Source organism: Devosia sp., assembly GCF_034675085.1.
Taxonomy (GTDB): domain Bacteria; phylum Pseudomonadota; class Alphaproteobacteria; order Rhizobiales; family Devosiaceae; genus Devosia.
Genome location: NZ_JAUCDN010000056.1, coordinates 1 through 13,838 on the forward strand (window position 1 = coordinate 1; position 13,838 = coordinate 13,838).

Sequence of the window (13,838 nt, forward strand, 5' to 3'; positions counted from 1 at the left end):
TTTGTTTTGTCGCGTTTCCGAACCGCAAAACCGTTGCCACTTTTGCTGGAAACGCTCTAGGGGATCAGTAGCGCTGGCGCTCGGCCGGCTTGTTGCCCATGATGGTTTCGATCCGCTCCAGCACGTCCGGGGTCAGCTTGTCCTTGTGGGCGAGCGCCGCCAGATTGTCCTCGAGCTGGCTCTTTTTCGAGGCGCCGAGAATGACCGTGGAGACATGCGGATTGCGCAGGCACCAGAGCAGGGCCAGATGGGTGATGGACAGACCGATCTCGCCGGCGAGCGCGGCCAGTTCGCGGATCTGTCCCAGCTTGGCTTCGCCTTCGGGGCTCGTCCACTGGTTGCGCAGCCACTCATAGCCGGGCAGGGTCAGCCGGCTGTCGGCCGGAATGCCGTCATTATATTTGCCGGTAAGCAGGCCCGAGGCGAGCGGGGACCAGATGGTGGTGCCCAGCCCGAAGAGATCATAGAGCGGCAGATAGTCGTGCTCGACCTTTTCGCGGGTGAACAGGTTGTATTGCGGCTGCTCCATGGTGGGGCCGATGAGATTGTTGGCCCGCGCCACGGCCCAGGCCTCGGTCAATTGCTGGGCATTCCACTCGGAAGTGCCCCAATAGAGCACCTTGCCCTGGGTGATGAGATTGTGCATCGCCCACACCGTCTCCTCGATGGGGGTGTCGATGTCGGGGCGGTGGCAGAAATAGAGGTCGAGATAGTCCACCTGCAGGCGCTTGAGCGCCGCATGGGCGGCCTCGGTGACATGCTTGCGCGAAAGGCCCTTCTGGGTGGGCTTGCTGCCGCCCCAGAACACTTTCGAGGAGACCGAATAGCTGTCGCGGCCCCAGCCCAGCTTCTTGAGCGCCGCGCCCATCAGCGCTTCGGATTCGCCCGCTTCGTAGCCCTCGGCATTGTCGAAGAAATTGATGCCCGAATCATAGGCCAGGCCCATCAGCGCCATGGCTTCCGATTCCTGAACCTGCTTGCCGAAAGTGACCCAGCTGCCCAGCGAGACTTCGCTGACCTTCAGGCCGGATTTGCCCAGGCGACGATATTCCATTGTCCCAATCCTCACACTGCGGCGGCCGGAGCCGCCTATATCGGCAAATGCCGATGGAGGGGCATGTGATAGCCCCCGGCACCATCCCTGTAAAGCCGGCTCACCCCAGAAGGGCGCGCAGGAACCCGGCCAGATCCTGGGTGGCGTGGTGGACATGCGGGCCGGCGCTGCGCTCCAGCTCCCAGCTTTCCACCTGGTCGTTGCGGTAGTCGTCCTCGGCCATGACCTGCACCGTGGCCATGCCCATTTCGTGCGGCACGACGAGGTTCTTTTCCAGATCATCGAACATCACCGCCCGCTCCGGCGCGATGCCATATTCGGCCAGGAACCCGTCATAGGCCTGCTTGTGCGGCTTGGGCACATAGGTCATGGCACGGATGTCGTGGACATGCTCGAACAGGTCGCTGCCGCCCAGCCGGCCGAGAACGGCGCGGGCATGGCCGGTATCGCCATTGGTGAGGATGAACTTGCGCCCCGGCAGGGCGCGGATGGTTTCGACCAGCACCGGATGCGGATCGACCGGTGAATAGTCGATGGCATGCACCGTGTTCAGGAAATGGTCGGGGTCGATCTTGTGGACCTGCATCAGCCCATTCAGCGTCGTGCCGTAGTCGCGATAATAAACCTTCTGCAAGGCCCGCGCGGCCTCGAAATCGAGCCGGGTGACCTCCATCATGTAGTGGGTGATGCGGATGTCGATCTGGGAAAAGAGATTGCAGCGGCGCGGATAAAGGGTGTTGTCGAGATCGAACACCCAATCGGTGACATGGCTGAGGTCTGCGGGGAGGGGATTCTGGGTCATGGCCCTATCCTATAATCCGGTTCGCCCCGGATTTCACCCCGCAAGGGTGGGAATGGCGGCGTCCGCCATTCCCCCGTCCGGCTTATTGGGCCGGGCTATTGGCTTCGAGCGACAGGCCGAGAGCGGTGATCAGCCCGGCCGGATTGGCGGCGGCGGCCATCATCACCAGCAGCGACACCGGCGAGGGCGGCGCCACCTTGAGCTCGATGCTGCGCGGATCGTCGAGGAAGGCCGAGAGCGCCGGCACGGCCAGGTCCGCCAGCGCCGGAACGCCGGTCTCGGCCAGGATCGAGGGCAGCATCGCCTTGATGCCGGCAACGAAATCGGCGCGGCTGGCGCCCGATTCGGATGCGAAGAAGTCGAGCAGATTGCTGGCCAGGCTCGCATCGTCATAACGCACCGAGGCCTTGACGATATTGACGCCCTGCATGGCCGCCATGCTGCTCATCATCAGCGCCTGCTGCTGCTCATCGGACATTTCGCCCGCCGCCATCGCCTGCTGCTGAAGGGCTTCGAGCTGCTCGAGCAGGGCCGGGGTGAAGCCGGTGAACTCGCTGGTGAAGTTGAGCGCACCCACCTCGTCGAAATCGAAGAGGAATTCATCCACCACGACGCGGCCGTCCGACAGCGTCCAGCTCGCCTTCTGGGTGATGGCGCCGTTTACGGTGAGCAGGCCGAGCTGCTCGATGACGGCGGCGGTGTCGGGGTCTTCCTCGCTCATCGTGGTCAGATCGACGCTGATGCCGTTCATGGCAAAGACGGTGTCGACGCTTTCCAGCGCGGCGCTGGTCTGGTCGGGAGCGAATTCGGCGGCGAAACGGGTGGATTCGATCGAGAAGATCTCGACGCCGTTGCGGGTGATGCTGACCGGGCCCGAACTCATGGCGGCGGCGGTCTGCATCATCGCCACCGGGGTAAGGGCGTCGGGCGCGGGCAGATAGAGCCCGTCGGCGCGGATGTCGCTGACCGTTACGCCGATGGTGGCGCCTTCTTCCTCGTCCTCGACGGTGGTGTCGATATCGGGAATGGTGACCGATGCCGCCCGGTAGCTGCCGTCGGCCGCCTCGCTGACGCCGGAGAAGGTGATCTCGGTGTCGAATTTCACCGGCTCTTCCGCCACCCCGGCAATGGCGACGGTGACGCCGTCGACGACGATGCTGTCGCCATCCATCCGCGCCGGGCCGAAGGACAGCTCATAGCCGGCCTTCTCGTAGACTTTGGCCACGCGGTCGACAAAGGCCTGGGCGTCGAGCGCCAGGGCCTGCCCGATCAGGGCGGTGCTCGCCAGGCTGGTCAGCAGCATGAGGCGAAGGGTGTTGGTAAGGCGCATCGTCGTCTCCGGCATGTTTGATCTTGCGTGCAGATTGCCCCTTATGCGTTCGATTGCAACCGATCAGGGTTGCCCGGGGCGGGTCTTGTGCTGTTAAGGGTTTATTGCATCATAATAAAGACGGCAGCTTTCCGCGCCCCCGGTTCAGGGGCGGTCTCCTTCCAGGAACTGCCGGTAGGCCGGATTATGGGTCTCCTGCCAATAGGGATAGCCGATGGCGTCGATATGGGCGAGGAAGGCCTCGCGCGTCGCCTCCGGCACCTGCACCCCCACCAGCACCCGGCCGTAATCGGCGCCGTGATTGCGGTAGTGGAACAACGAGATGTTCCAGCCATCATTGAGCCCTTCGAGGAATTTGAGCAGCGCGCCGGGGCGCTCGGGAAACTGGAAGCGATAGACCTCCTCGTCCTCGAGCCCCTGCACCCGGCCGCCCACCATGTGGCGGACATGCAGCTTGGCCACCTCGTTGTCGGTGAGGTCGATGACGCCCAGCCCGTTCTTTTCGAGCAGGGAGATGATCTCCTGCTTTTCCGCATCGCCCCGGCTCAGCTTGATGCCCACGAAGATGCGCGCGGTGGCGCCATGGGCATAGCGATAATTGAACTCGGTGATGGAGCGGTTGCCCAGGAGGCGAATGAAGGCGCGATAGCTGCCGGGGCGCTCGGGAATTTCCACGCTGAGCAGCGCTTCGGCCCGCTCGCCGATCTCTGCCCGTTCCACCACGTGGCGCAGCCGGTCGAAATTGACATTGGCGCCCGAATTGATGGCGATGAGCGCGCCGCGCGGCGCCGCCCCGCTTTCGGCATGGCGGCGCAGGCCGGCCAGCGCCAGCGCGCCCGCCGGCTCGGTGATGGCGCGGTGATCGTCGAAGATATCCTTGATCGCGGCGCAGATTTCGTCGGCGGTGACGGTGATGATGTCATCGAGCAGGTCGCGGCAGAGCCGGAAGGTTTCCGCCCCCACCTGGCGCACGGCCACGCCATCGGCGAACAGCCCCACCTGGTCGATGGCGACGGGATGGCCGGCCTCGATCGCCGCCTTCATGCTCGCCGCCTCCTCGGGCTCGACCCCGATGACGCGGATGTCGGGGCGCAGGAACTTGACGATGCTGGCGATGCCGGCGGCCAGCCCGCCTCCGCCTATCGGCACATAGATGGCCCCGATCGGCCCCGGATGCTGGCGCAGAAGCTCGATGCCGATGGTGCCCTGGCCGGCGATGACGTCGGGATCGTCGAACGGATGCACCATGACATAGCCGTGCTTTTCGGCCAGTTCCTCGGCATGGGCGCGCGCCGCGTCGAACCCGTCGCCGAACAGCACCACTTCCCCGCCCAGCCGGCGCACGGCGTTGATCTTGATGGCCGGTGTCGTCGTGGGCATGACGATGACGGCGCGAATGCCCAGCCGCGTGGCCGAAAGCGCCACGCCCTGCGCATGATTGCCGGCCGAGGCGCAGATCACCCCGCGCAGCCGCTCTTCCTGGGTCAACCTGGAAATGCGGTTATGGGCGCCCCGGATCTTGAAGGAAAACACCGGTTGCAGGTCCTCGCGCTTGACCAGGATTTCCGCATCCAGCCGGGCCGAAAGCAGCTCCATCGGCTCGAGCGGGGTCTCCTGCGCCACCTCATAGACCGAGGAGGTGAGGATGCGGCGGACATAGTCCTGCATGGGCGGGCTCCATCACGGTTCTTATGCGCGCTGGAGGGACGCCTCAAAGGCGGTTTTGTCAAGGCGCCGCATCGGCTGGAACGTTCGCCATGGAGGATATCGACATCCTCCCCGACGCTGGATTAGGATTCGAGACGATTTGGGGGAGGGGATGGCCGAGCAGTTCGATGCCATAGTCATTGGCGCCGGCGAAGCAGGCGTCGCCCATGCCGCACGCATGGCGGCATTCGGCAAACGGGTGGCGCTGATCGAGGCCGGGCCGCCGGGCGAAGCCTGGCTGGAGGAGGCGCGCATCGCCACAAGGGCGCTGGCGGAAAGCGCCCGCGCGATCTGGACGGCGCGCCATGCCGGCCGGTTCGGCGTGACGCTTGCCGGGCCGGTGGGCCTCGATATGCGGGCGGTGCGCAATCGCAAGACGCGGCTGGTGCAGGGAGCCGGAGGGGCCTTGGCCGAGCGGCTGGGCGGGCTCAAGCATCTGACCCGGCTGCAAGGGCAGGCGCGTTTCGTCGCCCCCGACGGCATCATGGTCGGCAAGCGCCTTTTCGGTGCGCCCGAAATCCTGCTCGATATCGGCACGCGCCCGCGAATGCCCAATTGGCCGGGGCTGGACAGCGTCAGCCATCTGACGCCCGCCACGATATCTGCTCTCGACAGCCTGCCGGGCCATCTCATCGTGGTCGGCGCCAGCGCCGCCGGTCTGGAATTCGCCCAGATCCAGGCCCGCTTCGGGGCCAAGGTCAGCGTGATCGAGGCCGGGCCCCACCCGCTTGCCGGCGAGGACGAGGAGGTCTGCGCCCTCATGCGCGCGGCACTGGAAGCCGATGGGGTGAGCTTTCTCTTCAACACCACCGTGGATGCGGTGGATTGGGCCGGCCATGGCGTGCTGGCCTCGCTGCGCTCGGGCCGGCGGCTTTCCTCCATCGAGGGGACGCATCTGCTGCTGGCGCCCGAGCCCGTGCCTATGGCCGAGGGGCTCGATCTGGCGGCGGCCGGAATCACGGTGGACCAAGCCGGCTTCGTCATCATCGATCCCGAGGGCCATACCGGCGCAGACGGCGTCCGGGCCCTGGGGCCGGGAACCATGGGCGGGGCCTTTGCCTGTAATCGCGTGATGACCGATCCCGCCTTTATCCGGCTGGGCATGACGACGGCGCAATTGCGCCGCGCCGGGCGGCCGCTGAAAGTGGCCATGCGCAAGGACGGGGAAAAGGACCAGCCTGTCGAATGCATCAGGCTGCTGGCCGATGCCGGCACGGGAGCCCTGCTGGGGGCCAGCCTTCTGGGACCGGAGGCGGCGGTGCTGGCGGCGGCCCTGCGCCCCTTCATCCTGTCGGGCGCCGCGCCCGACCCGGCCGCCCTGCTGCTGCCGGCACGGCTGGAGGCGCGGCTCTCCCGGGCGATGGCCGGCTTCAGCCCGCTGAAATAGCCGGCAGGGTGGAAGGGGCCGCAGCGGGCAGGTTTTGCGTCCGCGTTCAGACGTCGCGCGAGGTGATGAAATCGCGCTCGACGGCCAGCCCCGCCCATTCATTGGGAATGTCGCTGTCGAAGATGAGCGTATAGGGACCCTTGTAGCCCGCCTCCTCGGCCAGCGTCACGCAGGCCCCGTAATCGGCCTCGTCCAGCTCGCCATGGAGGAAGTGCGCTTTGGCGTGGCAGAGCTCGGCGCGGCCGAAAATGGATTTGAGGTCGGAATATTTATCCTCCCCGCTCCAATTGCCGAAATCGCCCAGGAGGCCGATGCGGCCTTCGAGCCGGTCGAGCAAGTAATGCACCTGCGCCGGCTCGGCCAGCAGGTCGAACCAGTTCTCGGTGACGAGCCGCGTCCCACCCTTGTTGCCATCGGCCAGGGCCGCCAGGGCCTTGACCGAGCGGTCGAGCGCGTCGCGCGTCGGCTTTTGCTTGCCGGCGATGATGCGGGCATGCTCGGCCCCCATTTGATTGGCCACCTCGATCCAGCCGGCGATCCATTTCTGGTCGCGCGCGCCATGCTCGGGATGGGTGACGTCCCCCGCATCGATGAGCAGGGTTTGCAACCGCACATTGCAGACCTTGAGCTGGTCGCGCAGCTCCGCCAGATAGACCGGATCGCGGCTGCGCAGATGGAAGGAGACGATTTCGAGCCGGTGATAGCCGTGATTGGCCAGCACCGAAGGCAGGCCCAGAAGCGACTCTTCGCCTTCGCCATAGGTTTGCTGCTCAGGCCCCACTGCATCGGTGGAGGTGTCGTGCGGATAGGTGGCTCCCAGCAGGCGGTGCAGCGACCAGGTGGAGACGGCGATGCGCTCGGGGCTGATAGGGGCCATTTGGGTTCCTCCGTTGAGACGGCGAGCCTTCCATGCCGCGCCGGAGGTTTCAACAGCCAAAATGCGCGGCCGGTTTCACACGCGGTAGTAGCGCTCGGCATTGGCGTGGAAGAGCCTGGCCCGTTCGGTTTCGCTGGCGCCGGCGGTAATGGCGCGCGTGGCGCCGACCCAGTCGGCCAGGGTGCCGCCAGTGGTGGTGGCGACCGGATGATCGGAGCCCCAGACCACCCGGTCCCAGCCGAAACTCTCGATCACATGCTCGACATAGGGCCGCAGTGTCTCGGCCGTCCATCCGGGGGCGCAGTGATTGACGATGCCGGAGACTTTGCCAACCACATTGGGGCGGCTGGCGATATTTTTCAGCGCCGCGCGCCACGGGTCGAGCCCGGACCCGGAAATGTCGGGATTGCCGCAATGGTCGAGAATGAAGGTCACGTCCGGCGCCTTGTCGGCCAGCGTCGCCCCAAGCGACAGCTGGTCGGCGCGCAGGCAGAGATCGAAGCTCAGATCATGGGCGGCGAGGCGCCGGATGTTTTCGGCAAAAAGGGCGGTCTGGCTGAGCGCATCCGGCGCTTCGTGCAATATGCGGCGCAGGCCCTTCACACCGGGGAGCGCCGGCAGCGTTTCGAGCTGGGCGGCAAAGCCGGGATGTTCGGGCCGGCAGGCGGCAATGGCGCCGGCGATATGGGGCAGGCCGAGAACGAACCGGGTTTCGGCCAGCATGTCGGGCTCGGCGACATCGACCTCCATATGCAGCGCGGAAGAGATGCCCAGCGCCAGCGCCTCGGCGAAATAGTCGTCCCCGCTCCAGGGCCGGTTGATGGCCGGAGCCCTGGCCAGCCACGGATAGGAGAAGCGGTCGGGATAGATCAGGTGCAGATGGGTGTCGAGAATGCGCATGGCGGGGAAGCTATAGCGGATCGGCATATTGGGAAATAGCGGCGCCGGCCTGACGCAGCAAGGCGAGGCTGGCCTCGGCGTCGGGCGTGTCGAGCTTGTCGAGGCGGCGCGTATAGGGACAGGTGAGCACCGCCACCACCGAGCCGAGCGGGCCGAATATGGGCACCGTCAAGTTCGATACACCCGCCACCTGCGCGCTGGGCATCATCTCGAAGCCTTGCCGGCGCACGCTTTCCAGCCGGGCTTCGAGCGCCGGAGTAATGATTTCGGGCGCGCCGGCGCTCTGCTCCTTGAGCAGCAAAAGGCGCTCTTCGGGGCTGGCAAAGGCCAGAAAGACATGGCCCGAGCCGGTATTGACCAGCCCGATGCGGCTGCCGACGCGGATGGAGACGTTCCAATAGCCCGGCCCATCCACCTGCGCGATGACCACCAGCACATTGCGGTCGCGCACCACCATATGTACCGCCTGCTCGGCGGCCAGGGCGAACTGGCGCAAGAGCGGCATGGCCTGGCTCAGCATGCGGTTGAGCGGAGGCCGCGCATGGGCCAGCTCGAACAGCTTCAGGGTCAGCTCGAAACGGTCCTCCGGGGTGCGCCTTATATAGCGGCGGCGTACCAGCCGGTCGAGCATGCGGTAGATTTCGGCCGGCGAGCGGGCGAGGGCCTTGGCGATTTCGGCCTGGCTCAGGCCGCCCGCCGTGCCGGCCAGCAGCTCCAGAATATCCAGCCCCTTATCCAGGGCCGGGGCGCGGTAGCGCTCATTTTCGGGCTCACTCAACTGTTTGACCTCTCCCGCCGCGCTTTATGCCGGGCTGACATGTTAGCTGTTGCATGTTTCGTTCATTTATGAATAGATTGTTCGTATGCGCATCGCAAGAATGTGCATGGGAGGACGGCCACATCATGATTTCCAGCTCCGGACCGGTGCGGCCATGACCGACGCGCCGCTGGTCGAGATGATCGATATCGACAAGGCTTTTCCCGGCGTGCGGGCGCTGTCGCAGGCGCGGTTCGAACTGCGCGCCGGCGAGGTTCATGCACTGATGGGCGAGAACGGGGCGGGCAAGTCGACGCTGATGAAGATCCTCAGCGGCGTCTATACGCGCGACGCCGGCATAGTGCGCCTTTCGGGCCAGCCTGTGGAGATCGGCTCGCCGCGCGAGGCGCAGGATCTGGGCATCGGCATCATCCACCAGGAACTGGCGCTGATGCGCGACCTGACGGCGGCGCAGAACATTTTCATCGGCCGCGAGCCGCGCCGTCTCTTCATGCTCGACGAGGTCGCGCTCAACCGCGACGCGCAGGCCATCTTCGATTCCATGAACCTCAAGCTCGATCCGCAGGTGCGGGTGGAAACGCTCACCATTGCCCGCCAGCAGATGGTGGAGATCGCCAAGGCGCTCTCCTACCGCTCGCGCGTGCTGGTGATGGACGAGCCCACCGCGGCGCTGAACGATGCCGAGATCGCTGAATTGTTTGCCATCATCAACCGGCTCAAGGCCGAGGGCGTTGGCATCGTCTATATCAGCCACAAGATGGACGAGATCAAACGCATCTCGGACCGGGTGACGGTGATGCGCGACGGCGAATATGTCGGCACCGTGCCGGCGGCGGACACGCCCATCGAGACCATCATCTCCATGATGGTGGGGCGTACGCTGACCAACGAGGCCCTGATCATTCCCAATACTAGCGCCGCGCCCGTTGCGCTGGAAGTGCGCAACCTCAATCGCGGCCGCGACATCCGCGATGTGAGCTTTTCGCTGCGCAAGGGCGAAATCCTCGGCTTCGCCGGGCTGATGGGGGCTGGGCGCACGGAGGTGGCGCGCGTCATCTTCGGCGCCGATCCGCGTGAAAGCGGGGAAATCTGGGTCAATGGCCGGCGCGTCGGCATTTCCTCACCCCGCGACGCGGTGCGCGCCGGCATCGGCTATCTCTCCGAGGACCGCAAGCATTTCGGCCTCGCCACCGGCCTCGACGTGCGCAACAATATCGCCCTGGCCAGCCTCGAGCGCTTCACCGGTCCCGGCGGGCTGCTCGATGACGGCGCCATGCGCGTGACCGCGCTCGATTATATCCGCAAGCTGGCCATCAAGACCCCGAGCGACACGCAGGAGGCGCGCCTGCTTTCGGGCGGCAACCAGCAGAAGGTGGTGGTGGCCAAATGGCTGCTGCGCGACTGCGACATCCTGATTTTCGATGAGCCGACACGCGGCATCGATGTCGGGGCCAAGGCCGAAATCTACAAGCTGCTGACCGCGCTGGCCGGCGAAGGCAAGGCGATCATCGTCATCTCTTCGGAACTGCCGGAAGTGTTGCGCCTCAGCCACCGCATCGCGGTGATGTGCGAGGGCCGGCTCACCGGGTTTTTGCCCGGCGGCGCCAGCCAGGAAGAAATCATGCACCTCGCGACCATGCGTGAAGCGGCGATGGAGGTCCGGCATGCGGGGTGAGTTTTGGTCACTGCATATGCAGTCGACACCCTCCCCCTTGCGGGGAGGGACCAAGGGTGGGGGATGTTTAGCCCTTATATCGTCGCTCTCAACACCCCCTCCCAACCTCCCCCGCCAGGGGGGAGGAGCCGCGCGGTGGATGCGGCAAGAGACTGCCATGCCGGAGAGACTTCATGACTGATACCGCAGCAAGCCCAGCCAAATCGGGTCCGCGCATCACCGGGGCCTTCCATCGGCTTCTGGCCTTTTCGGGGCTATTGGCGCTGGTGGTGGTGTTCTCGCTCGCCTCGCCCAATTTCATGCAGACCCAGAATATCCTGGCGATATTGCAGGCGACCTCGGTCAATGGCGTCCTGGCCATCGCCGCCACGCTGGTCATCATCACCGGCGGCATCGATCTGTCGGTGGGCACGCTGATGACCTTCTGCGCGGTGATCGCCGGGGTCCTGCTGACTTTCTGGGGCCTGCCCTTGCCGGTGGGCGTGGTGGGGGCGATCCTGGCGGGAACGGCCAGCGGGCTGGTTTCTGGCGTGGTCATCGCCAAGCTCAAGGTGCCGCCCTTCATCGCCACGCTGGGCATGATGCTGATCCTCAAGGGGCTGTCGCTGGTGATTTCGGGCACCCGGCCCATCTATTTCAACGACACGCCGGGCTTCACCCAGATTTCGCAGGGTTCGCTGGTGGGCGCGCTCGTTCCCGTGCTGCCCATTCCCAATGGGGTCCTCATCCTTTTCGGCGTGGCGCTGCTGGCCGCCTTCGTACTCGGAAAGACGGCGCTGGGCCGCTACACCTTCGCGCTGGGCTCCAATGAGGAGGCGGTGCGCCTCTCCGGCGTCAATGTCGATCGCTGGAAGATCGCCGTCTACGCCGTGGCCGGCTCGATCTGTGGGGTAGCGGGCCTGCTCATCGCCAGCCGGCTCAATTCCGCCCAGCCCGCGCTCGGGCAAGGCTATGAGCTCGACGCCATCGCGGCCGTGGTCATCGGGGGCACGTCCCTATCGGGCGGGCGCGGCACCGTGCTCGGCACGCTGATCGGCGCGCTCATCATTTCCGTGCTGGCCAATGGCCTGCGCATCCTTTCGGTGGCCCAGGAATGGCAGACGGTGGTGACCGGCACCATCATCATCCTGGCCGTCTATGCCGATATCCTGCGGCGCCGCAACCTTTAGGCGCCGGACGATCCCTGCGCCCCGCCGGGCGCCAATATGAAGGCCGCCAATGGCCCGCCAAGCAAACCATTTTCACACCGGGGAGGAACCCTCAATGCTTACCAGACGTCATCTGATCGCCGCCGCCAGCGCCCTGGCCATGCTCGCCGCCAGCGGCCCCGCCTTCGCCCAGGACAATTACGACATCGCCCTGATCTCCAAGGGTTTCCAGCACCAGTTCTGGCAGGCCGTGAAGGCCGGCGCCGACAAGGCCGGTGCCGATCTGGGCGTCAATGTCACCTTCGAAGGTCCGGAAAGCGAAAGCCAGGTCGACCGGCAGATGGACATGCTGGCCGCGGCCCTGTCGCGCAACCCCGACGCCATCGGCTTCGCCGCTCTCGACAGCCAGGCGGCCATTCCGCTGCTCCAGCAGGCCAAGGAGCGCAATATTCCGGTCATCGCCTTCGATTCGGGCGTCGATAGCGACATTCCGCTGACCACCGCCACCACCGACAACGTCGCCGCCGCCGCGCTGGCGGCCGACGTCATGGCCGAGTTGATCGGCGGCGAGGGCAAGATCGCCGTGGTCGCCCACGACCAGACCAGCCGCACCGGCATCGATCGCCGCGACGGCTTCGTCAACCGCATCAAGGAAGCCTATCCCAATATCGAGATCGTCTCGGTGCAGTATGGCGGCGGCGACCAGTTGCAGTCGACCGAGATCACCAAGTCGATCCTTTTGGCCAATCCCGACCTCAAGGGCATTTTCGGCACCAATGAGGGCTCGGCCATCGGTGTCGCCAACGGCAAGCAGGAACTGGGCAGCAATGTCGTTGTCATCGGCTTCGACAGCGGCGCCGCCCAGAAGGACATGGTCCGCTCGGGCCTGATGGCCGGCGCCATCACCCAGAACCCGGTCGGCATCGGCTACCAGACCGTGCAGGCCGCCGTCGCCGCGCTCAAGGGCGAAGCGCTGCCCCCGGTCATCGACACCGGCTTCTATTTCTACGACGCCAAGAACATGGACAGCCCCGAAATCGCCGCTGTTCTTTACGACTGACACTCAGCGGGCCGGGCAATTCTGCCCGGCCCATCTTCCAGGACTAAACCATGGCCGACCTTACCGGAAAAATCGTTCTCATCACCGCCGCCGCGCAAGGCATCGGCCGGGCCTCGGCGGAAGCCTTCGCCCGGGCGGGCGCGCGCGTCATCGCCACTGACGTCAATGCCGCAAAGCTGCGTGAGCTCGAAGGCATGGCCAATATCGCCACCCGCCCGCTCGACGTGCTTTCCAACGAGGCGGTCAAGGTAGCCGTGGCGGAAATCGGCCGTATCGACGTGCTGTTCAACTGCGCCGGCGTGGTGCATTCCGGCACGGTGCTGGAGATGAGCGACGCCGATCTCGATTTCGCGCTCGACCTCAACGTCAAGGCGCAAATCCGCACCATCCGCGCCGTGCTGCCGCAGATGCTGGCGCGCAAGGATGGCGCCATCATCAACATGGCCACCGTTGCCTCTTCCATCAAGGGCGTGCCCAATCGGGCGGCCTATTCCATCTCCAAGGCGGCGGTGATCGGGCTGACCAAATCCATCGCCGCCGACTACACCACCAGCAATATCCGCGTGAACGCCATCTGCCCCGGCACGGTGGAATCGCCCAGCCTGCATGAGCGCTGGGCCGCCACCGGCGATATCGAGGCGGCGCGAAAGGCCTTCATCGCCCGCCAGCCCATCGGCCGCATCGCCCAGCCCGAGGAAGTGGCGGACCTGGCCGTCTATCTGGCCGGTGCGCGCTATACCACCGGGCAGGTTCACATCATCGACGGCGGCTGGACCGCCTAGCGGCGGCCTTTTTCAGAGCAACGCTATGACCCGCATCACTTCGCTCAAGACCCATGATCTGCGCTTTCCCACCTCGGCCTCGCTCGATGGCTCGGATGCGATGAACCCCGATCCCGACTATTCGGCCGCCTATGTCGTCCTCGGCACGGACGGGGCGCATGAGGGCCATGGGCTGACCTTCACCATCGGGCGCGGCAACGAGGTGGTGGTGGCCGCGATCAAGGCGCTGGAAAGCCGCGTCGTCGGTCTGGAACTGGATTGGATCGCCGAAAATCCCGGCCGCTTCTGGCGGCATGTGACCGGCGACAGCCAGTTGCGCTGGATCGGCCCCGACAAGG

12 protein-coding genes and 1 pseudogene are annotated in these 13,838 nt (G+C 65.5%); 6 read left to right on the forward strand and 7 right to left on the reverse strand.

What is annotated here, in order from left to right:
• Nucleotides 1–64: 64 nt before the first annotated feature.
• The 4 genes from VDP82_RS05625 to ilvA all read right to left on the reverse strand — a co-directional run bounded on the left by VDP82_RS05625 (nt 65) and on the right by ilvA (nt 4,854).
• Complete coding sequence (locus VDP82_RS05625) at nt 65–1,054, reverse strand: aldo/keto reductase (protein WP_323013866.1); 990 nt, start codon at nt 1,052–1,054, stop codon at nt 65–67.
• A gap of 100 nt (nt 1,055–1,154) precedes the next feature.
• Nucleotides 1,155–1,856: a pyrimidine 5'-nucleotidase gene (locus tag VDP82_RS05630; RefSeq protein ID WP_323013867.1), complete on the reverse strand. Its 702-nt coding sequence runs from the start codon at nt 1,854–1,856 to the stop codon at nt 1,155–1,157.
• An 82-nt stretch (nt 1,857–1,938) separates the two neighbouring features.
• Nucleotides 1,939–3,186, reverse strand: coding sequence for a hypothetical protein (locus tag VDP82_RS05635; RefSeq protein ID WP_323013868.1), 1,248 nt, complete (start codon nt 3,184–3,186; stop codon nt 1,939–1,941).
• A gap of 144 nt (nt 3,187–3,330) precedes the next feature.
• Nucleotides 3,331–4,854, reverse strand: a complete 1,524-nt coding sequence (gene ilvA, locus VDP82_RS05640) for a threonine ammonia-lyase, biosynthetic (protein WP_323013869.1) — start codon at nt 4,852–4,854, stop codon at nt 3,331–3,333.
• A gap of 151 nt (nt 4,855–5,005) precedes the next feature.
• Here ilvA and VDP82_RS05645 point away from each other — a divergent pair, with 151 nt between their 5' ends.
• Entirely contained in the window at nt 5,006–6,280 is a 1,275-nt protein-coding gene (locus VDP82_RS05645) for an FAD-dependent oxidoreductase (RefSeq protein WP_323013870.1), read from the forward strand.
• Between the two features lie 46 nt (nt 6,281–6,326).
• Here the strand turns inward: VDP82_RS05645 and VDP82_RS05650 are convergent, their stop codons facing one another.
• From VDP82_RS05650 to VDP82_RS05660, 3 genes are all read right to left on the reverse strand, one after another.
• A complete protein-coding gene (locus VDP82_RS05650) occupies nt 6,327–7,157 on the reverse strand; it encodes a sugar phosphate isomerase/epimerase (RefSeq protein ID WP_323013871.1) in 831 nt (276 codons plus the stop codon).
• A gap of 75 nt (nt 7,158–7,232) precedes the next feature.
• Entirely contained in the window at nt 7,233–8,084 is an 852-nt protein-coding gene (locus tag VDP82_RS05655) for an amidohydrolase (protein ID WP_323013872.1), read from the reverse strand.
• Nucleotides 8,068–8,835, reverse strand: a complete 768-nt coding sequence (locus tag VDP82_RS05660; protein WP_323013873.1) for an IclR family transcriptional regulator — start codon at nt 8,833–8,835, stop codon at nt 8,068–8,070. The genes VDP82_RS05655 and VDP82_RS05660 overlap by 17 nt, the downstream gene beginning before the upstream one ends.
• A 154-nt stretch (nt 8,836–8,989) precedes the next feature.
• Here VDP82_RS05660 and VDP82_RS05665 point away from each other — a divergent pair, with 154 nt between their 5' ends.
• From VDP82_RS05665 to VDP82_RS05685, 5 genes and pseudogenes are all read left to right on the forward strand, one after another.
• Nucleotides 8,990–10,510, forward strand: coding sequence for a sugar ABC transporter ATP-binding protein (locus VDP82_RS05665; RefSeq protein ID WP_323013874.1), 1,521 nt, complete (start codon nt 8,990–8,992; stop codon nt 10,508–10,510).
• 173 nt (nt 10,511–10,683) lie between these two features.
• Nucleotides 10,684–11,679: an ABC transporter permease gene (locus VDP82_RS05670; RefSeq protein ID WP_323013875.1), complete on the forward strand. Its 996-nt coding sequence runs from the start codon at nt 10,684–10,686 to the stop codon at nt 11,677–11,679.
• Nucleotides 11,680–11,773: 94 nt separating this feature from the next.
• Entirely contained in the window at nt 11,774–12,718 is a 945-nt protein-coding gene (locus VDP82_RS05675; RefSeq protein ID WP_323013876.1) for an ABC transporter substrate-binding protein, read from the forward strand.
• Between the two features lie 50 nt (nt 12,719–12,768).
• On the forward strand, nt 12,769–13,500 hold the full coding sequence (locus VDP82_RS05680) for an SDR family oxidoreductase (RefSeq protein WP_323013877.1): 732 nt from the start codon (nt 12,769–12,771) through the stop codon (nt 13,498–13,500).
• A gap of 25 nt (nt 13,501–13,525) precedes the next feature.
• Nucleotides 13,526–13,838: pseudogene (locus VDP82_RS05685) on the forward strand (fuconate dehydratase); the annotation flags it as partial.

Coding starts and splice junctions, on each gene's coding strand:
- VDP82_RS05630 (WP_323013867.1), bottom strand. CDS start 1,856: ATGACCCAGAATCCCCTCCCCGCAGACCTCAGCCATGTCACCGATTGG.
- VDP82_RS05645 (WP_323013870.1), top strand. CDS start 5,006: ATGGCCGAGCAGTTCGATGCCATAGTCATTGGCGCCGGCGAAGCAGGC.
- ilvA (WP_323013869.1), bottom strand. CDS start 4,854: ATGCAGGACTATGTCCGCCGCATCCTCACCTCCTCGGTCTATGAGGTG.
- VDP82_RS05670 (WP_323013875.1), top strand. CDS start 10,684: ATGACTGATACCGCAGCAAGCCCAGCCAAATCGGGTCCGCGCATCACC.
- VDP82_RS05650 (WP_323013871.1), bottom strand. CDS start 7,157: ATGGCCCCTATCAGCCCCGAGCGCATCGCCGTCTCCACCTGGTCGCTG.
- VDP82_RS05655 (WP_323013872.1), bottom strand. CDS start 8,084: ATGCCGATCCGCTATAGCTTCCCCGCCATGCGCATTCTCGACACCCAT.
- VDP82_RS05665 (WP_323013874.1), top strand. CDS start 8,990: ATGACCGACGCGCCGCTGGTCGAGATGATCGATATCGACAAGGCTTTT.
- VDP82_RS05635 (WP_323013868.1), bottom strand. CDS start 3,186: ATGCGCCTTACCAACACCCTTCGCCTCATGCTGCTGACCAGCCTGGCG.
- VDP82_RS05675 (WP_323013876.1), top strand. CDS start 11,774: ATGCTTACCAGACGTCATCTGATCGCCGCCGCCAGCGCCCTGGCCATG.
- VDP82_RS05680 (WP_323013877.1), top strand. CDS start 12,769: ATGGCCGACCTTACCGGAAAAATCGTTCTCATCACCGCCGCCGCGCAA.
- VDP82_RS05625 (WP_323013866.1), bottom strand. CDS start 1,054: ATGGAATATCGTCGCCTGGGCAAATCCGGCCTGAAGGTCAGCGAAGTC.